Annotated in this window: 17 protein-coding genes and 1 pseudogene; 10 read left to right on the top strand and 8 right to left on the bottom strand. The window is 68.6% G+C overall.

Annotation, left to right across the window (positions count from 1 at the left end):
- Positions 1-63 precede the first annotated feature (63 nt).
- Positions 64-540, bottom strand: a complete 477-nt coding sequence (locus FDA38_RS06005; protein ID WP_137253039.1) for a hypothetical protein — start codon at positions 538-540, stop codon at positions 64-66.
- Positions 541-787: 247 nt separating this feature from the next.
- Here FDA38_RS06005 and FDA38_RS06010 point away from each other — a divergent pair, with 247 nt between their 5' ends.
- The 4 genes from FDA38_RS06010 (at position 788) to FDA38_RS06025 (ending at position 4344) form a co-directional block, all read left to right on the top strand.
- Complete coding sequence (locus tag FDA38_RS06010) at positions 788-1609, top strand: tryptophan 2,3-dioxygenase (RefSeq protein WP_137253040.1); 822 nt, start codon at positions 788-790, stop codon at positions 1607-1609.
- Positions 1610-1703: 94 nt separating this feature from the next.
- Complete coding sequence (locus FDA38_RS06015) at positions 1704-2309, top strand: hypothetical protein (protein WP_137253041.1); 606 nt, start codon at positions 1704-1706, stop codon at positions 2307-2309.
- A 47-nt stretch (positions 2310-2356) separates the two neighbouring features.
- Positions 2357-3040: a response regulator transcription factor gene (locus tag FDA38_RS06020; RefSeq protein WP_130444600.1), complete on the top strand. Its 684-nt coding sequence runs from the start codon at positions 2357-2359 to the stop codon at positions 3038-3040.
- A gap of 35 nt (positions 3041-3075) precedes the next feature.
- A complete protein-coding gene (locus tag FDA38_RS06025) occupies positions 3076-4344 on the top strand; it encodes a sensor histidine kinase (protein WP_170989592.1) in 1269 nt (422 codons plus the stop codon).
- Between the two features lie 300 nt (positions 4345-4644).
- On the opposite strand, the gene FDA38_RS06030 is transcribed toward FDA38_RS06025, so the two are convergent.
- From FDA38_RS06030 to FDA38_RS06055, 6 genes are all read right to left on the bottom strand, one after another.
- On the bottom strand, positions 4645-5298 hold the full coding sequence (locus FDA38_RS06030) for a hypothetical protein (protein ID WP_137253043.1): 654 nt from the start codon (positions 5296-5298) through the stop codon (positions 4645-4647).
- A gap of 75 nt (positions 5299-5373) precedes the next feature.
- Positions 5374-5640 (bottom strand): muconolactone Delta-isomerase, encoded by a 267-nt coding sequence (gene catC, locus FDA38_RS06035; RefSeq protein WP_137253044.1) that lies wholly within the window; start codon positions 5638-5640, stop codon positions 5374-5376.
- The gene (locus FDA38_RS06040) at positions 5640-6773 is read right to left on the bottom strand and encodes a muconate/chloromuconate family cycloisomerase (protein ID WP_202877566.1); all 1134 of its coding nucleotides are present in this window, start codon (positions 6771-6773) and stop codon (positions 5640-5642) included. The genes catC and FDA38_RS06040 overlap by 1 nt, the downstream gene beginning before the upstream one ends.
- Entirely contained in the window at positions 6773-7618 is an 846-nt protein-coding gene (catA, locus tag FDA38_RS06045; RefSeq protein ID WP_137253045.1) for a catechol 1,2-dioxygenase, read from the bottom strand. Before catA ends, FDA38_RS06040 begins: the two co-directional genes overlap by 1 nt.
- A gap of 11 nt (positions 7619-7629) precedes the next feature.
- Positions 7630-9183, bottom strand: coding sequence for a 4-hydroxyphenylacetate 3-hydroxylase family protein (locus FDA38_RS06050; RefSeq protein ID WP_137253046.1), 1554 nt, complete (start codon positions 9181-9183; stop codon positions 7630-7632).
- An 11-nt stretch (positions 9184-9194) separates the two neighbouring features.
- Positions 9195-9740: a flavin reductase family protein gene (locus FDA38_RS06055; RefSeq protein ID WP_137253047.1), complete on the bottom strand. Its 546-nt coding sequence runs from the start codon at positions 9738-9740 to the stop codon at positions 9195-9197.
- 124 nt (positions 9741-9864) lie between these two features.
- Here FDA38_RS06055 and FDA38_RS06060 point away from each other — a divergent pair, with 124 nt between their 5' ends.
- On the top strand, positions 9865-10680 hold the full coding sequence (locus tag FDA38_RS06060; RefSeq protein ID WP_137253048.1) for an IclR family transcriptional regulator domain-containing protein: 816 nt from the start codon (positions 9865-9867) through the stop codon (positions 10678-10680).
- An 82-nt stretch (positions 10681-10762) separates the two neighbouring features.
- Here the strand turns inward: FDA38_RS06060 and FDA38_RS06065 are convergent, their stop codons facing one another.
- Positions 10763-11641, bottom strand: coding sequence for a LysR family transcriptional regulator (locus FDA38_RS06065; protein ID WP_137253049.1), 879 nt, complete (start codon positions 11639-11641; stop codon positions 10763-10765).
- A gap of 79 nt (positions 11642-11720) precedes the next feature.
- Here FDA38_RS06065 and FDA38_RS06070 point away from each other — a divergent pair, with 79 nt between their 5' ends.
- The 5 genes and pseudogenes from FDA38_RS06070 to FDA38_RS42595 all read left to right on the top strand — a co-directional run.
- Entirely contained in the window at positions 11721-12986 is a 1266-nt protein-coding gene (locus FDA38_RS06070; RefSeq protein ID WP_137253050.1) for an acetyl-CoA C-acetyltransferase, read from the top strand.
- Positions 12983-13750, top strand: coding sequence for a 3-oxoadipate enol-lactonase (gene pcaD, locus FDA38_RS06075; RefSeq protein WP_137253051.1), 768 nt, complete (start codon positions 12983-12985; stop codon positions 13748-13750). The genes FDA38_RS06070 and pcaD overlap by 4 nt, the downstream gene beginning before the upstream one ends.
- Positions 13747-14532 (top strand): CoA transferase subunit A, encoded by a 786-nt coding sequence (locus tag FDA38_RS06080; protein ID WP_137253052.1) that lies wholly within the window; start codon positions 13747-13749, stop codon positions 14530-14532. The genes pcaD and FDA38_RS06080 overlap by 4 nt, the downstream gene beginning before the upstream one ends.
- Positions 14533-14564: 32 nt before the next feature.
- Positions 14565-15191, top strand: a complete 627-nt coding sequence (locus tag FDA38_RS06085; protein ID WP_137253053.1) for a 3-oxoacid CoA-transferase subunit B — start codon at positions 14565-14567, stop codon at positions 15189-15191.
- Positions 15192-17265: 2074 nt separating this feature from the next.
- A pseudogene (locus FDA38_RS42595) lies at positions 17266-19497 on the top strand (hypothetical protein); the annotation flags it as partial.
- Between the last annotated feature and the right edge of the window lie 8 nt (positions 19498-19505).

Below are 19505 nucleotides of genomic sequence, written 5' to 3' on the forward strand. Positions count from 1 at the left end.
AATCTCCCTGGGGCGGTAGGAAGAGAGCGGTGTCACCGAAGGTAGGTGGCCGGATTCAGTCCGTCAAGATGTCAGCAGGGCGACCATGATGCCGGCGGTCAGCAGCAGCGTGGCGGCGATCGCCAGCCGGCGGCCGCGGGCGCACCGGCGGATCGCCGTACGGTCCGGGCGGATCGTGCACGGGTCGAACTCGAGGCCGTCGGCCGGCGCGATCGCGCTGCCGAGGCGCGCGAGCAGCGAACGGTCGGCCGCCTGCCGGGTCGCTTCCTGTACGACGCGATGCCGCAGGAACTCGCGGTGCCGGGTGGCCGGGGCGGTGGGGCTGTACGGGAGCGTGAGGTCCGGCGGGAGCGCCCGCTGGACCACGGCGTGCGCCGCCGCCACCCGCCTCGCCCGGCTGATCGCAGGCGGGAGGATCAGATAGGCGAGGTGGACGAGCGAGCGATAGTCGTCGAGCAGCAGCGCCTCGATCAACGGCTCTTCCCTGGTGGGCCCCTGAATAGGCCCCGGGACGATCGGTGTCTCGATCGTGGCGGTCATACGGCTCCTCAACTCGGCGTACCTACGTTCCAACGAACGAATCTCTGACCCGTCACGGACAAAGGGAGGGGCTGGCGGCCCCGCGCCTACTGCGCGGCACTCGGCACGGCACCTCGCCGCACGGGTGCAAAGGGAACGATGCTCCGCATCGACCCCTTCGCCCCCGCGCGCCGATGCACCGCACCGAGCACCTGCTCGCTACGGCGCGGAGCCGCCAGCCCCTCCCTGGTCGGTTAGTCTCCGTGTCATGAGCACTGGTGACGGGGTTGCGGGGCAGTGGGGCGGGACCGACGTACATTTCGGTGAAGAGGGCGGCCGGCTCACCTACGGCAGCTACCTGCGCCTGCCCCAGCTCCTGGACCAGCAGCGCCTCGAGTCGGATCCGCCGGCGCATGACGAGTTGCTGTTCATCACGATCCACCAGGTGTACGAGCTGTGGTTCAAGCAGGTGCTGCACGAGCTGACCGCGTCCCGCGACGCGATGCTCGCCGGAGAGCTGTGGCTGGCCGAGCACCTGCTGCGACGGGTGCACACGATCGAGCGGGTGCAGACGCAGCAGGTCGACATCCTGGAGACGATGACGCCGCAGGACTTCGGCGAGTTCCGGCACCGGTTGTCGCCGGCGTCCGGGTTCCAGTCGGTGCAGTTCCGCGAGATCGAGTTCCTGTCCGGGGCGAAGGATCCCTCGTTCGTACGGCGCTTCCGCGGCCTGACCGAGGCGGAAACCGCCCGCCTGCACCGCCGGTTGGACGAGCCGACGTTGTGGGACGCGTACCTCGAAGTACTCCGGAAGGCCGGCTTCGACACCGACACCGAGGACGCGATCCGGCACGCGCTCCGCAAGGTCGCCGGCGACCGCTCGCAGTACGCCGCGATCTGGGAGCTGGCCGAAGCCCTCCTCCAGCACGACGAACTGGCCGCCGCCTGGCGAGCCCGCCACGTAGTCATGGTCGAACGCATGATCGGCACCAAACCAGGCACCGGCGGCTCCTCCGGCGCCAACTACCTCCGAAGCCGCCTCGACCTCCGATACTACCCCCTCCTCTGGAACCTCCGCACCGCTCTCTGACCTTTCTTTCCGGAAGGGCTCGTGAGTCGTCACCTCCAGCGCTAGGGTCGCCACGCACGGTTGTGCTTGATCGGCGTGAGGAAGGGTCTGGGGTGTGAAGCTCTACTCGGATGTGGGCGTGCGGCGGGTTGGGCAAGTGGTGGGGGATCTGCTGTTCGTGGTCTGGGTCTGGGCTTGTGTCGAGCTTGGGCTGATCGTCTTCAAGATCACCAATGCGTTGGGGCTTCCGGGGCGGAAGGCTGCGTCGGCGGGGGACGGGTTGGAGGGGCAGCTGCGGCGGTTGTCGGAGCCGATCGGGAAGGTGCCGGCGGTGGGGGACCAGCTGCGCTCGCCGATCGACGGGGCCGCGGGTGCGGCGGCGCAGATGGCGCAGGCGGGGCGGGACATGTCGCACGCCGTGGAGCAGTTGGCGTACCTGCTCGCCGGCGTGACGATCGCGCTGCCCGTCCTGTTCGCCGTACTGATCTGGCTTCCGCCGCGGATCCGGTTCTCGCGGCGGGCGACGGCGGCGCAGCGGTTCATCGACAGTGCGGCCGACCTGGACCTGTTCGCCCTCCGCGCGATGGCCAATCAGCCGATGCACAAACTCGCGAAGATCTCCGACGACCCCGTCACCGCCTGGCGCGAACGCGACCAGGCCGTCATCGCCCAGCTGGCCAGACTCGAGCTGCGCTCCAACGGCATCAAACCACCCGCTTAACCGCCGCTTGACGCTCCCTTGACGAGGCTGAAGCTACGCTCAGATGCATGGCGCGGGTGCTGTTGATCGAGGACGATGACGCGATTCGTACGTCGTTGGGGAAGGCCCTGACGGCGGCCGGACATGTCGTCTCGGCAGTCGCGGCCGGCGCCGACGGGGTGGCTGCCGTCGCCCGCGACAAGCCTGAGGTGTTGTTGCTCGATCTCGGCCTGCCGGATCTCGACGGGCGGGACGTGCTCGCGATGGTGCGGTCCGTCAGCGACGTACCGGTGATCGTGGCGACCGCGCGGGATGACGACGCGAGCGTGGTGCGGCTGCTCGACGCAGGCGCGGACGATTATGTGATCAAGCCGTTCAGTGCGGCGCAGATGGACGCGCGGATTCGCGCTGTACTGCGACGTCTCGGGCAGGACCAGCAGGGTGAGTCGACCGTCGAGGTCGGCGGGTTGCGGATCGATCCGCGGAGCCGGGAGGTGACCGTGGACGGGGCCGCGGTCGAGCTGACCCGGAAGGAGTTCGATCTGCTGCTGGCGTTGTCGCGGCGACCCGGTGCGGTGGTGACGAAGCGCGAGCTGCTCGCGGAGGTCTGGGGGTTGCCGTGGGGCGGCGGTGACCGGACTGTCGACGTACACCTGTCGTGGTTGCGTCGGAAGCTCGGCGAGACGGCGGCCGAGCCGCGGTTCCTGCACAGCGTTCGCGGGGTCGGGATCAAGCTCGCGGCGGACGGCTGAGCATGCGCCGTCGGATTCTGCTGCTGTCGGTGGGCATGACTACGTTGGTCGTGCTCGCGTTTGCGGTGCCGCTGGTGATTCTGCTCCGGAGTACGACGGCCAGCGAGGCGAAGGACAAGGCGCTGTACCGGGCCGAGACAGTCGCGTACTACGTCGGCGACAGGGATCACACGGCGGACGACATCACGGCGTACATCGACGGGTTGAAGGACGGGCCGGGCAACATCTCGGTGCGGATGCCGGACGGTACGACGCTGGGCAATCCGCCGCCGGGCGGCGTACCGGCGCCGAAGTCGATGCCGGCTGAGTATCGCGACGGGGACGGGGATGACAAGGGGCCGCCGAAGCTGGGCGACGCGGACTATCGCGATGTCAACGGCGGGATGGCTGTTGATGTCGCCGTCGATACGCCTACCGGGCCGGCTTCTGTTTGTCTCTATCTGACCGCGGAGGAGCTGTACGACGGGTTGGTGCCGCGGCTGCTGATCCTCATCGGCGGGAGTCTGCTCGTGTTGTTGCTCAGCATCGTCGGCGCGGAGCTGGTGTCGCGGCGGTTGGCACGGCCGTTGGAGGAGACGGCGAGTACGGCGGAACGCCTGGCCCTTGGCGATATGGAAGCGCGTGCGCCGACGACCGGTCCGGCGGAGGTGGCGAAGGTCGGATCTGCGCTGAACGGGCTCGCGGACCGGATCGACGAGGTGATCGCGGTTGAGCGGGAGGCAGTGGCGGATTTGTCGCATCGGTTGCGTACGCCGTTGACCGCGCTGCGGCTGCAGGTCGAGGCTCTCGGCGATCGTGAGAGTGCCGAGGAACTGAACACGCAGGTCACGAACTTGGAGCGCACGCTGACCGCCGTCATCAGTGCCGCGCGACGACCACAACGTGAAGGTCGCGTCCCCCACTGCGACGCCGTCGAGGTGACCCGCGCCCGAGCGGCTTTCTGGGAGCCCCTCTTCGAGGACCAAGGCCGGGAGCTGACGTTGGACCTGCCAACGACTGCTGCGACGGTCCGCTCGTCATCCGAGGACCTCGCCGCTGCGCTCGATGCTCTGGTCGAGAACGTCGTCGCCCACACTCCCGACGGCACACCCGCCCACATCACCCTCACCCGCGACACCTCCCACATCCACATCACCGTCGCCGACGAAGGCCCCGGAATCCCCCTAGGCGCAGGCGAACGAGGCCGCTCCGACCGAGGCTCCACCGGCCTAGGCCTGGACATAGCCCGCCGCTACGCCGAATCCACCGGCGGCCACCTAACCATCCACCGCAACCAAGTACAACTAACCCTCGCCTCGAGCTAGACGAGGTAGTCAGCCCTCGCGGTGCTACGCGCGACTCCTTCGTCGCCGTGCTACGCGCCGCCCCACCCACCCCCCGCTCATCGCGGTGCACCCCTTCCGGCTATCGCCGGGACCTTCCGGCTGCCGCCGGGACCTTCCGGCTGCCGCCGGGACCTTCCGGCTATCGCCGGTGCCGGGCTGCCGCCCGGGTGGCGAGCTGCCGCTCGCGGGTGATTGCTTGGCCGGCGCCGCCGTTCGGGCGAACTGCACTGGGCGGCAACCGACCGGCGGACTGCACCTGGGCAGCAACTGGGGCGCTGCTCAGCCGAGGTTCCAGACCGTTACGTCTACATACATGTCGTACGGGTCTCCCTTGGTCGAGATGATGTGGACGGCTGCCAACCGCGCACCCGCAGGATTGTTCGCGGGGTCCTCCTTGACGCAGAACGTCTTGCCCGTCAGGACCTGGAAGTCGTCCTTCGTGTGGTTCGTGTTGATGGCATCGACGCATTCGTCGTGGCTAGGGGACGACGAGGAGGCCATCCCCGCGGCTGTGCTGTGCAGTTGGACGAACGGATACTCGCCTCCGTAAAACATCCCCGTCGAGAACTCGCTGCCGATGCCGTCGACGACGTTGGGCTGGGCCTGGTCGATGTCGAGCGCAAATCTGTCCGGGATGTGGAGCTTCCGATGCCAGATGACGTCCTGAGGGCCGGCAACCGGGGTGGTCGGGCCGTCGGTTGCTGCTGTGGTTGTGGCGGAGCTGGTCACGGTAGCGGTCGCGGTGGTGGTGACCGTGGTAGTCGGTGGTGCTGGGTTGATGGCTTGGGGTAGGGCTCCGGCTTGGCCTAAGACGATGGTCAGGATCGAGCCGATGATGGCGGCGGCTGCTGGGATGCCGGCTATGAAGGCCGGGTGGCGGTGCCAGGCGTAGTCGCGGTTGTCGTTGGGCGTGTTTGTGCTGGTCGTGCTCATGTGGTTCCCCCCACGCGTGCTTACGATCGGTCAACCATGACGCAGGTGTGGGGGCTAGTCCATAGCAGAGAGTGACTAGATCTTTGAAGGGTGTGTGGCCAGCGGAGTGACGTGGACTTTCATGTACGGGAAGAGCGGCAGGCTCGACAAGATGTCGTGGAGCTCGTCGTTGGTGGGGACGTTGAAGATGCTGTAGTTGGCGTATTCGCCGACTATTCGCCAGAGGTGGGTCCACTCGCCTGACTGTTGGAGTTCGATGGCGCGGGCTTTTTCCTGTGCGACCAGGGGAGCTGCGTCGACGTCGGGTGGTAGGTGGACGTCCATGCGGACGTGGAAGAGCATCAGGGTTCCTTGGTGAGGTGGGGGCGGCGGAGGGCGTGGACTGCGTCTAGGTCTAGGTCTACGCCGAGGCCGGGGCCGTCGGGGAGATGTAGGGAGCCGTCGGTGTAGGACAGGGGTGTGCGGAGGATGTCCTCGGTGAAGAGCAGCGGGCCGAAGAGTTCGCTGCCCCAGTTGACGCCCGGTGCCGCGCAGGCTAGTTGCAGCGAAGCGGCGGTGCCTATGCTGGTTTCGATGGAGGTGCCGGCGTGGCACGGGATGGCGGCGGCTGCTGCGATGGCGGTGATGTCGCGGGAGCGGCGGAGGCCGCCTAGCTTGGTGGTTTTGATCGACCAGATGTCGGCGGCGCGAGTCGAGGCCAGGCGGAGTGCGTCGACGGGAGTGCGCAGGGACTCGTCGGCCATCACCGGGATGGGCAGGAGACGGTTCAGCTCGGCGAGGGCCTCGACCTGTTCGCCGGGGACAGGTTGCTCGACGAGTTCTACTCCGGCCGCAGCGAGCCGGGGCAGATAGGTCTGCGCGGTCAAGAAATCCCAGCGGGCGTTGAGATCCACGCGCACCCCGGCCGCGCCCACGAGCTTCTCGGCGATCGCGCACACCCGGCGTGTGTCTTCCTCCGGAGGCAGCGCACCCATCTTCAGCTTGAACGAACGGTGCCCCTCGCGCAGCTTCGCCAGTGCTTCCTCGACGACAACCTCCTCGGGCTCAGCGCCCAAAGCCCACGTGACGTCGACCGACGTACGCGCAACTCCGCCCAGCAACACATGCACAGGTACGCCGAGCGACCGCGCCCACGCATCATGCAGCGCGACCTCGACCGCGCACTTCGCGTACAGGTTTGCGTTGACGTGATCCGAGATGTCCTGCCACAACCCCGCTATGTCCGAGACCTGACGACCGGGCAGCAGCGGAGCGACGTACGTGTCGAGGGTGACCTTCATCGACTCGACCGACTCGCCACCCCACCACGGCCCGCCCGGGACCACGCCCTCGCCCACCCCCACGACGCCGTCGCGGGTGTGGACGAAGGCCAGCAGGACCGGCTGGGCGGTCATCGTGACGCGGGCGAACCGGTGCGGTCGCCGGAGCGGTACGTCGATGATCACCGTCTCCAGCCGGTCGATGGTGAGATCCATCAGCCCTGCTCGAGCTCGAAGTCGTACGACGCCCGCCGTACGCCGCTGCCGTCGTCGACCGGGTCGAGGACCAGCTCGGGCTTCGTCGCCTCGGCGACGTCCGAGTCGAGCCACTCACCACCGGCGAAGTACAGCTGCGTCGTGATCGTGCGATGCCCGTCGGCCCGCACCATCAGGTGCAGGTGCGCCGGCCGCCACGGATGCCACCCGGCCGCCTCGATCAGCTTGCCGGTCGGCCCGTCGGTCGGGATCTGGTACGGCGCGGGCTGCACCGTCCTGATCTCGAAGTTGCCCTCGGCATCTGTTGTCACGACACCGCGCAGGTTGCCGAGCGGGATGTCCGGCGCGAAGCCGGAATAGTAGCCGTCGGCATCGGCATGCCAGATGTCCACGTCCGCGCCGGCCAACGGCGTACCGTCGACATCCCGCACCTGCCCCGACAGGCCCAGCGGCTCACCCTTCTCGTCCGCGCGGTGCGGGAGTTCGCATGGGGATGACAACCGCACCTGGTCCGGGAGGTAGTACGGCCCGAGGATCGAGCCCTTGGTGCCCTGCTGCTGGTCGGCCGCGACCTCCTCGACGACATGCTCGACGAACACGTCCATGAACAGCGGCCACTCGCCGACTTCACCGACCTCCATCAGCCACGCCTTCGCGGCCTGGAACTCGGGGTAGGTGACGCCGTGCTGCCGGATCGCTGCGTGCACGCCCTGGAGCACGGCCGTCACGACCGCGCTGACGCGTTCGGGCGAGACGTCCGGGCCGGATCGCTCGGCGGACTTGAAGTTCGAGCTCGCATTCGCGCCGGAGCCCGCAGCGGTGGGAGAGTCCTGCACAGTAGTCATCATGCGCTCCTTCAGCGGTTCAGGATCCGGCTGACGTCGGTCGGGTTGATCAGGTCGGGGACGGTCCAGCCGTCCAGGTCGTACTCCGCGAGCATGGTCTCGGCGAAGCCCTTCATCGCCGCCGTCTCGCCCTGGGCCTCGGCGGCGAACAGGATCTCGGCCTTCACGTTCTCGTGGTTGCCGGAGTAGTTCCGCTCGTACAGCTCGTGCCGGCCGCCGAACTCGGTGCCGACCGAGTCCCACAGCGCCTTCATCAGCTTGGTCCGCTCGACCGCGTCGTACCCGTTGGATCCACGCACGAAGCGGTCCAGGTAGGGCCGGACCTCGGGCGTCTTGAAGTCGACCGCGCTGGAGTTGAGGTAAATGAGGCCGGAGGCAACATCCTGCTGGATGATCTCCTTCACCCGCGGGTACCCGGTGATCATGAACTGCCGGTAGATCAGGCCGTAGTCGAGCTTCGGCAGCACGGTGCCGTTCGGTCCCGGGTCCGGGTTCAGTGCCATCGCGTCGGCCATGCAGCGGAACAGGTTGCGCCAGCCGATCACCTCGCCGACCCGGGTCTGCACGCCGCGGAAGTCCTTGCTGCCCGTGCATTCGAGGGCCTTGAGCAACAATCCGGCGATGAAGTCGAGCTTCACCGACAACCGGATGCAACCGTGGAAGGTGAACCGCGGGATGAACCCGGACTGCGGGAAGAACCCGTTGATCTTGTCGACATCGCCGTACAGGAAGATGTTCTCCCACGGCACCAGCACCTTGTCGAAGACGAAGATCGTGTCGTTCTCGTCCAGCCGGCTCGACAACGGGTAGTCGAACGGGCTGCCCATCACGTCGGCCTGCATGGTGTACGACGGCCGGCAGATGAGCTTCACACCAGGAGCGCTCATCGGGACCGTGCAGATCAGCGCGTACTCCTTCTTCTTGATCGGCAGACCGTAGTGCGCGATGAAGTTGTAGTTGGTGATCGCCGAACCGGTCGCCACCACCTTCGCGCCGGACACGATCACGCCCGCGTCGGTCTCCTTCTCGACCCGCATGAAGATGTCACCGGCCTCGTCCGGCGGCAGGTTGCGGTCGACCGGCGGGTTGATGATCGCGTGGTTCCAGTACAGTACCTTCTCCTGCGACTCCTTGTACCAGCGCTTCGCGTTCTCCTCGTACGGCGCGTAGAAGTCGGTGTTGCCGCCGAGCGTGCCGAGGAAGCTGGCCTTGTAATCAGGGCTGCGGCCCATCCAGCCCCACGTCTGCCGGGCCCAGTGCTCGATCGCGCGGCGTGAGCTCTGCAGGTCCTCGACGCTGTGCGGAGTGCGGAAGAATGCGTGCGTGTACCCGCCGTTGCCGGTGTCAGTCGGCACGGTGATCTCGTCCTTGGTCGCGGGATCGTGCAACGCGTCGTACAGCCGGGCGGTCATCCGGGCCGGGTTGCGGAACGCCGGGTGTTCGGTGACGTCCTTGACGCGTTCGCCGTAGATCCAGATCTCGCGGTCGTCGCGGATCGAGTCGAGGTACTCGGCACCCGTCATCGGGCGCTTGGTCGTCGTCTGTGGCTCGACGGTGGTGGTCATGAGAAGTCCTTTCAGGCAAGGGCAAGGGGTGTGAAGACGGCAGCGGCGTCGAACCAGCCGCGCTCAGGGCAGTCCAGCGATCCCGACCAATGGGTCTCGACCGGACCGAGGTTGCGGAACCGGCCGCCGTGGAACAGCAGCGGGTCCCGGGCGGTGATCTCGACCGCGGCCACCTCACCGATCACGATCAGGTGGTCGCCGCCGTCGTACGTCCGCCACGGCCGGCACGAGATCGTCGTGGCCGCGCCTTCGAGCAGCGGTGCGATGGGACCGTCTATCCAGCCGGGTACGCGGTCCGCGGGTCGCCCGGCGAAATGCCAGGCGACGTCGAGCTGGTCGTCGGCGAGCACGTTGATCGCGAACGGCTTGCCGTCCAGGTACTGGCACGCCTTCGACGTCCGGCCCAGGGTCACCTGCGCGAGTGCGGGCTCGAGCGAGACGGCGGTGAAGGCGTTCACGGTCGCGCCGTGCGGCCGGCCTTCCTCGCTGGTGCAGGTCACCACGGTCACGCCGGTGGCGAACTGGCCGAACGCGTTCCGGAGTTCTCGCGAGTCCATCTGCGTCACCTCTTTCAGATGTACGCTCTGCGTACAGTAGGTACGCTTGGCGTACGACAAGACCATGAAGTCCTCGACGGCGACTGTCAAGGGCTCAACAACTTTTCGTGGAAGGATGACCGGCATGGTCGGTGAGGGGAGCGAGCGCGATTACGTGCAGAGCATCGAGCGCGGGTTCGCCGTACTGCTCGCGTTCGACGCCGACCGGCCGAGCCCGACGCTCGCCGAGGTCGCGACCGCGACCGGGCTGTCGCGTCCCGCCGTACGCCGGATCCTGCTGACGCTGCAGAAGCTGGGGTACGTCGCGGCCGTCGGGAGCCGGTGGACGCTGACGCCGCGGGTGCTGACGATCGGGCAGCACTACGCCGCGACGCACAGCTTCGTGGAGACGGCGCAGCCGCATCTGCTCCGGTTGGCCGAGGAGACGCAGGAGTCGGCGTCGCTGGCGCAGCTCGACGGGACGGATGTCGTGTACGTCGCGCGCGTTCAGGTGCGGCGGATCATGGCGGTGTCTGTGGATGTGGGGAGTCGGGTGCCGGCGTACGCGACGTCGATGGGGCGGGTGCTGACTGCTTGGGCCGATGCGTCGGTGGTTGATGCGGTGCTGGCGGCTGGGTTGCCGCGGTTGGCGCAGCGGACGATCACCGATCCGACGGTGTTCCGGGATGCGCTGCATCGAGTGCGGCAGGACGGGTACGCGGTTGTGGAGTCGGAGCTCGAGGACGGGCTGTTGTCCGCGGCGGTGCCGGTGCGTACGCCGGATGGCGGGGTGCTCGCGGCTCTTGCGTACTCGACGACCGTCGGGCGGCGGACCGAGGAGCAGATCGTCGAGAAGGTGATCCCGCTGATGCAGGAGACGGCGGCGGCGATCGGCGAGGACCTCAGGTTGCTCGGCGGCACCCGGCGTCTCGATGCGCCGGCCCGCGACGGCTTCTACTGAGCCCTCGCGGAACAGCCTTGGGCTGGACGGGCGCGGCGGACCAGCCTTGGGCTGGTCGGGCGTGGCGACTGGATCGGCCTGGCTAGACCAGGGCGCTGACGACTGCCAGGGCGCGGCGGAGGTGGGGGGCCTCGTCGTCGGCTCGGGTTGCGGCGGCCAGCTCGACGGCGGCCTGGCCGGTCAGTGGCCGGTAGGCCACGCCCGGGACCATCAGCTCCGCCACCGGCGCTGGGACCACCGCGATCCCGAGCCCGGCCGCCACGAACGTCACCAGCGTCGACGTCTCCGCCACCTCGTGCCGAATCCGCGGCTCGAATCCGGCCGCGCGGCACCTCGCCAGCACGGTGTCGTGCATGACCGACCGCCCACCGCCGGCGTGGATCACGAAGTCCTCGCCGGCCAGGTCCTTCAGCCGCACCCGCCGCCGCTCGGCCAGCCGATGCCCGTCCGGCACCGCCACGATCAGTCGATCGGACCGCAGTACGTGGACCTGCAGCGACTCTTCGTCGACCGGCGGCCGGAGCAGCCCGAGATCGATCCGCCCCTCGACCAGCGCCTGCGCCTGATCGGGCGCCAGCATCTCGCCCTGCACCGCCACCTCGACATCCGGCAGTTCCTCGCGCAACGTGCGCACCAGCTGCGGCAGCAGGCTGTACGTCGCCGAGCCGACGCAGCCGATGACCAGCCGCCCTTGCAGCCCCGCCGCGACCCGCTGCGCCTCGCCGGTCGCCGACGAGACCGCCGCGAGGATCTGCTGCGCCCGCACCAGGTACGCCTCGCCGGCCGGGGTCAGCTCGACCCGGCGCGTCGTACGGCGGAGCAGTTGCAGGCCGAGCTCGCTCTCCAGCTGACGGATCTGCTGCGAGAGCGGCGGCTGGGCCATGTGCAGGCGGGCCGCCGCGCGCCCGAAGTGCCGCTCCTCGGCGACGGCGACGAAGTACCGCAGGTGACGCAGCTCCACGAACTCATACTCTCAGAGTCTGAATCGAGCGTAAATGAGTATTTCTCCATATCGGTCCGTACGGCCTACCGTCGAGGGCATGAGCGATGTGGTGATCTGCGAACCGATCCGTACTCCGGTGGGCCGCTTCGGCGGGGCACTGTCCACGCTGTCGGCCGCCGATCTCGCCACCGCCGCTCTGGCCGAGCTGGTACGGCGTACCGGTCTGGGCGAAGGTGATGTCGACGACGTCATCCTCGGCCAGTGCTACCCGAACGGCGAAGCCCCCGCGATCGGGCGCATCGCCGCGCTCGATGCGGGCCTCGGGGTCTCGGTGCCCGGTGTCCAGATCGACCGCCGGTGCGGCTCAGGTCTACAGGCGGTGCTGTACGCCGCGGGCATGGTCGCCACCGGCGCGGCCCGCGTGGTCGTTGCCGGAGGCACCGAGTCGATGTCGCAGGTGGAGCATTACGCGCTCGGCCTACGCACCGGCGTCCGCGGCAACGTCGAGCTGAACGACCGACTCATCCGAGCCCGCGAAACCGCCGGCGGCAAGTACCACCCGGTCCCCGGCGGGATGGTCGAGACAGCGGAGAACGTACGCCGCACGTACGGCATCACCCGCTCCGAGCAGGACGAGTTCGCCCTGCAATCCCACCAGCGGGCGGTGGCCGCCCAAACCGCAGGCCGCTTCGCGGACGAACTCGTTCCCGTCGAGGTCCCGAGCAGTCGCCGAGGCACCCCCTCAACACCCCGCGGCGCCTCCGCGCCTCGCCCCGGCGCGGCCCAGGCCGCGACCACACTCGTCTCCGTGGACGAGCACCCGCGTGCTGACACCTCTCTCGATGGGCTTGCCGCTCTTCGTCCGGTGATGTCGAAGAGCGACCCTGAAGCAACCGTCACCGCCGGCAACGCGAGTGGTCAGAACGACGGTGCCGCGGTCTGCGTCGTCACCACCCGCGACGAAGCCGAGCGCCGCGGCCTCCGACCGCTCGTTGCCCTCCGCTCGTGGGCTGTCGCCGGCGTCGGCCCCGAGGTGATGGGCATCGGCCCGGTCCCCGCCACCGCGGCGGCCCTCGCCCGCGCCGACCTCACCCTCGACGACCTCGACCTGATCGAACTCAACGAAGCCTTCGCCGCCCAGGTCCTCGCCTGCCTGCGCGAATGGAAGCTCGACCCCACCGACGACCGTCTCAACCCCAACGGCTCAGGCATCTCCCTCGGCCACCCGCTGGGCGCCACCGGCGCCCGCATCCTCGCCACCCTCTCCCGCGAACTCCACCGCCGCAACGGCCGCTACGCCCTCGAAACGATCTGCATCGGCGGCGGCCAAGGCATCGCCGCAATCTTCGAGGTCGTCAGATGACTCCCGCGTACGTCGTCACCGGGCAACCCGACGCCCCACCCGTCGTACTCGCGAACTCCCTCGGCTCCACCTGGGAGATGTGGGACGCGAACCTCGCCGACCTCGAGCAGCATTTCCGGGTCGTCCGCTTCGACACCCGCGGCCACGGACGTTCCCCGGTCCCGCCAGGCCCGTACACGATCGACGATCTCGCCGATGATGTCGTTGCCCTCCTCAACGAACTCGCGATCCAACGCACCCACTTCGTCGGACTCTCACTCGGCGGCATGACGGGCCTCCGCCTCGCCGCGCGCAACCCGTCCCGCGTCGACCGCCTCGTCGTACTCTGCACCGGCGCTCGCCTCGATCCTTTGAGCGGCTGGACCGATCGCGCCGAGCTCGTCCGCGCGAAAGGTGCGGCGGCTGTGGCGGAGTCCGTCGTACGGCGGTGGTACACGCCGACCTGGTTGGCCGAGCATCCCGAAGTTCGCGTTGCGTCCGAGGAGATGGTTGCCTCGACATCGGCCGAGGGGTACGCCGGGTGCTGCGAGGCGATCGCCACGATGGACCTGATCGACGACCTCCCCGCGATTACCGCGCCGACGCTGGCGATCGCGGGCGCCGACGATCCCGCCACCCCGCCGTGGCAGCTGTCGCGTATCGCGAGTGCAGTTGCTAGCGGCAAGCTTCTCGTCGTACCCGACGCCGCCCACCTGGCTGCCGCCGAACGACCCGACCTGGTGACGCCGGCCGTCATCGCCCACCTTCTGGAGGACCACATATGAGTGTGGACAAGGTCTTCGCGACACCGGCCGACGCGGTCGCCGACATCCCGGACGGGAGCAGTCTGGCGGTCGGCGGGTTCGGTCTGGCCGGGATCCCTTGGTTCCTGATCGGGGCGTTGCTCGAGCAGGGCGCGCGGGATCTGACCGTGGTCTCGAACAACTGCGGCGTCGATGGCGCGGGACTCGGGCTGCTCCTGGAACAAGGGCGGATCAGTCGGGTGGTCGCGTCGTACGTGGGGGAGAACAAGGAGTTCGCGCGTCAGTACCTGGCGGGGGAGTTGACCGTTGAGCTGACGCCGCAGGGGACGTTGGCTGAGCGGTTGCGGGCCGGCGGTGCTGGGATCGGTGCGTTCTTCACTCCTACCGGGGTCGGCACGTTGGTGTCTGAGGGCGGGTTGCCTTGGCGATATGCGCCGGATGGCAGTGTCGCGGTCGCGTCGGAGCCCAAGGAAGTCCGCACGATCCAGGGGCGGGAGATGGTGCTCGAGGAAGCGATCGTCACCGACGTCGCGCTGGTCCGGGCTGCGGTGGCGGATCGCGCTGGGAACTGCGTGTTCCACGCCGCCGCGCGCAATTTCAACCCGGTCGCGGCGATGGCCGGCCGACTGACGATCGTCGAGGCCGAGCGGGTGGTTGAGGTGGGTGCGCTTGATCCCGATGCGGTTCATCTGCCGGGGGTGTTTGTGCAGCGCGTCGTACCGCTGACTCCTGAGCAGGCCGAGCGCAAGAGCATCGAGAAGCGCACGACCCGCCCGCGACCCGTGCCGTCACCGGAGGCCTGACATGCCTTGGACCCGAGACGAGGAGGGCTGAGATGGCTTGGTCCCGAGATGAGATGGCTGCTCGTGCGGCGGCGGAGCTGAACGGCGGCGAGTACGTGAACCTCGGCATCGGGCTGCCGACGCTCGTCCCGAACCACTTGCCGGCCGGCTCGTCCGTCACGCTGCAGGCGGAGAACGGGGTGCTGGGCGTGGGGCCGTTCCCGTACGACGATGAGGTGGACCCGGATCTGATCGACGCGGGGAAGCAGACGGTCACCGTCGTACCGGGCGCGTCGTACTTCGACTCGGCGCTGAGCTTCGCGATGATCCGCGGCGGGCATGTGGACGTGGCGATCCTGGGCGGGATGCAGGTCTCCGCGTACGGCGACCTGGCGAACTGGATGGTGCCGGGAGCCGTCGTGAAGGGGATGGGCGGCGCGATGGATCTGGTCTCGGGCGCCCGCCGGGTGGTCGTCCTGATGGAACACCGAACCCGCAAAGGCGACCCCAAACTCCTCACCTCCTGCACGCTCCCCCTCACCGGTCGGGCTGTCGTCCACCGAGTCATCACCGACCTGGCCGTCCTAGATGTTGCCAACGGCACCTTCCGCCTGATCGACCTGGCCCCCGGCGTAACCCGCGCCGACCTCGAACAGTCCACGGCAGCACCCATCGTGTGAGAACCCCCGCGTGCTACGCGGGCGCTTTCTTCGTCGCTTCGCTCCTCAGCGCACCCGCTCCGCACGCTACCCACCCACCCCCGGCTCAGCGCCGTGCATCCCTTCCGGCTATCGCCGGACCGTGCCGGCTATCGCCGGATCTGCCGGCTGCCGCCGGCGTAGTGCGGGCTTATCGCCCGTGGTGCGCGGCTATCGCCGCGGGTGGCGGGCTGCCGCCCGCGTTGTGCGCGCTGCCGCGCGGGTGAGTGCAGTGTGGTGCGGCGCAGCCGTGATGGTTGAGTGGAGGAGCCGCACCGACGCCTCTGGCCGGTCATGTCGGCGAGCCGCTGGGCACGCCTGACGGCGCTGGCACCACCTCCCGCCGGTGATCTGCGGGGGCTAATGGCCACGTTTGCGTTATCGCCGGGGGAGGCGCGCGGACGCTCGTGTTCACCGCCCCACCGCGCAGACGCTTTCGTTTACCGCGCCACCGCGCGTGCAACTCCCTCGGGGTGCGTCTGCGCGTGATGGTCGAGCGGGTCGTGTCGGCGCTGGACGAGGCCGGACGGGTGCCGGGGGCTGTCGCGCAGGATCGAGAGGTTGCGCGAGGAGCAAGCGTCCGCACTTCCGCTGGGTATGGTCGATCCGCGGGCTCGATTGGTTGCTCGGGTCAACTGTCTGTTGACGGGCGGCCCCGGCTGGAGGCCACTCGCACCACGGTCCCGCTCGCCGTGACCAGTCCGCCTCGACCCAGGTCGGTCACCCGCGGGCGGCAGCCCGCAATCCCCGGCGGCAGCCGGAAACACCCGGCGATAGCCGGAAACACCCGGCGATAGCCGGAAACACCCGGCGGCAGCCGCGCACCACGGGCGACAAGCCCGCACTACGCAGTCCGGCGGCAGCCGGAACACACCGGCGACAGCCGGAAACGCCCGGCGATAGCCGGAAAGGATGCACCGGCGGTAGCCGGGGGGTGGGTGGGGCGGCGCGTAGCACGGCGACGGAGGAGTCGCGCGTAGCACCGCGATGGGCCGACGCATCCCACGGAACTACGTGCCATTGGCAACAGTTGTTTGCAACACTTGGTAGTTGGTTGGTTACTCTGGGGTGCTTCATGTGGTATGCCTTGCGGGCGACTGTCAATAGAAACGGGGACTTCGGGATGGCCGCTGGTGGGTTGCGGGTCGGGGGATTGCGGGGCCTGATCGCGTTGGTGCTCGTGGTGGTCAGCGGTTTGGTGCTGCCGGCAACTGCTCGGGCGGAGACTGTCCGTGACTTCGGGAAGGTCTTCGGGGCGCAGACGAACGGTGCGATCCGGATCACCGGCAACAGTTTGTTGACGTGCGACCGGACGTCCGCCGCCTGCCGCGCGGCGCTCGCCGGTGGGAGTTCCAGCGCGAACAACAACGACTGGACGATGGAGCTCCTCGACACGGACTCCGATCCGTCCACGAAGTCCTCCTCCGGTGCGACGGTCGATCTGCCGTCCGGCGCTCAGGTTCTGTACGCCGGCCTGTTCTGGGGCGCGGCCCGCGGAGCCGGCCGAGGCGGTACGGCCAGCACCGAAGACGGTACGACGATGAAGCTCCGGCTGCCCGGCGAGACGGCGTACCGCAATGTGACAGCGACGAAGACCGACCTGCTGAACACGGGCTCGAAGAACGACTACTCGTCGTACCTCGACGTCACCGATCTGGTGCGTGCCGGGGGCAACGGTGAGTACTGGGGCGCCGACGTGCCGACTGGCACCGGGGCCGACCGGTACGCCGGATGGAGTCTGGTGATCGCGTACGAGCAGGCGAGTGAGCCGCTGCGCGATCTGAGCGTGTTCAACGGGTACGCCAAGGTCAGCAGCGGTGAGCCCGTGCGGACCAGCATCTCCGGCTTCCTCGCGCCGCCCAGCGGCGCGGTCAACGCGCGATTCGGCAGTGTCACGTACGAAGGTGACGCCGGCATCAGCGGCGACTACTTCGCCGTCAACGGCACCCGCCTCGCCGACGCCCAGAGCCCGTCGGCGAACTTCTACGGCAGCCGCATCACCGACTCCGGCGCGAACCTCACCAACCGGACGCCCGCCGCCCTCAACAACCTGGGCATGGACGCCAAGGTCGTGGACGCGGCCGGCATCGTGCCCAACAACGCGACCAAAGCCGACCTGACCTTCGCCAGCACCGGCGACGTGTACTACCCGGCCGCGCTGACCACGCAGATCGACCTCTACGCCCCGACCATCGTCGGCACGAAGACGGTACGGAACCTGGCGGGCAACGATCCGGCGAAGGTTGGTGACACCCTCGAGTACACGCTGAGCTACAGCAACACCGGCGACGACGATGCGCTCCGCTCGACCGTCCGCGATCCGCTGCCGCCGAACACGACGTACGTCCCCGGCTCGCTCAGCATCGTGTCGGGCGCGGGATCCGGCGCGAAGACGGACCGTCCGGGCGACGATCAGGCGGAGTACGACGGCAACGCGCGCCTGGTCCGGGTCCGCATCGGCACCGGCGCGAACGCCACGACCGGCGGTCGGTTGAAGAAGAACCAGAGCAGCACGATCCGCTTCCGCGTGACCGTCGACCAAGCGGCTGCCGGTACGACGATCGACAACACCGGTCTGCTCGACTACACGGCCGAGACGCTGAACAAGCAGTACACGTACCGCACCGACGAGGTGCACACGCCGGTCGCCGCGTCGGCCGACGTGTCGATCACCAAGACCGCCAAGCCCGACCCGGTCCCCGCCGGCGGTGAACTGACCTACACGTTGGTTGCCCGCAACAACGGTCCGAGTCCGGCGCAGGACGTGACGGTCACGGACACGCTGCCGGATGGCGTCGAGCTCGTCTCGGCGACACCGACCCAAGGCAGCTGCAAATCCACCACCTGCACCCTCGGCACGATCGCGTCCGGCGCGACCGCCACGATCACCGTCGTGGTCCGCGTCCCCGCCGCGAGTACGGCGACCAGCCTGACCAACGTGGCGACTGTCACCACCTCGACCTCCGACCCGAACCCGGATAACAACACGTCGTCGGTCACCACTGACGTGACCCGGACCGCGGACCTCTCGATCGAGAAGACCGTCGAGCCCACGACTCCAGCCCCGGGACAGCCGGTCGTGTTCACGCTTGCCATCCGCAACAATGGCCCGTCCGACGCTGTCAACGTCCGGGCCGCCGATTCGATCCCGGTCGGCTTCGCGATCACCGGCGTACAGTCCGCGGCCAGTTGTACGACGGCCGGCCAGGACGTCAGCTGCTCACTACCGAAGCTGGCGGCCGGGTCCAGCGTCGCCGTCAAGATCGCGGCGACCCTCGACTCCGGCTATCAGGGTGATGCGCTGACCAACACCGCGAAGGTCAGCAGCGACACCCCGGACCCGGACGCGTCGAACAACACCGACACCGTGAAGGTGACGCCAGGCGCGGCGAAGGCCGACCTCGTCGTCACGAAGGAGACGCTGACCAAGCCGGTGGTTGCCGGCCAGCCGATCACGTACAAGATCAGCGTGCGGAACGACGGCCCGTCCGACGCTCGCAAGGTCCAGCTGACCGACGACGTACCCAGTGCCGTGACCGGCGTGACCGCGGACTCGTCCGCCGGGACCTGCACGGTCAGCTCGGCGCAGGTCACGTGCGCGCTCGGCGATCTGACGGCAGGATCGACCGCGACGATCACGGTCACGGGGACCGTGTCGGCCAAGGCGATTGGCGACCTCACCAACTCTGCAACAGCCACGAGTACGACGCCCGACCCGGACAGCAGCAACAACACCGGACGGACCACGGACGACCTGACGGCCAGCGCCGATCTGGCGATCACGAAGACCGCTCAGCCGACCCCGGTCCAGGCGGGCCGACCGGTCACCTACACGCTGACCGTGACGAACAACGGCCCGTCCGCGGCGCAATCCGTGACCATCACCGACCCGGTCCCAGCGCCGCTGCAGTACGTCTCGGCCACGCCCTCGACCGGGTCGTGCACCGAGGCCGCCGGCACGGTCAAGTGCGAGGTCGGCACGGTGGCGCCGGGCGATGTCGTCACCGTGAGCGTGGTCGCGAGCGTCCCGTCCGGCGCTCCGCCGAACCAGCTCGACAACACGGCGACCGTCAAGTCGCCCACACCCGATCCGGTCGACGACAACAACTCGGCGACGTACACGCTGATGACCGGTGCCCAGGCCAACCTCACGATCACCAAGACGGCCTCTCCCGACCCGGTGGTGGCCGGTAAGGCGATCACCTACAAGCTCACGGTCAGGAACGCCGGTCCGTCGGATGCGCAGGGCGTCACCGTGGTCGACGACGTACCCGACGCCGTGACCGGGATCTCGGC

The organism is Kribbella jiaozuonensis (assembly GCF_005233875.1).
Classification (GTDB): domain Bacteria; phylum Actinomycetota; class Actinomycetes; order Propionibacteriales; family Kribbellaceae; genus Kribbella; species Kribbella jiaozuonensis.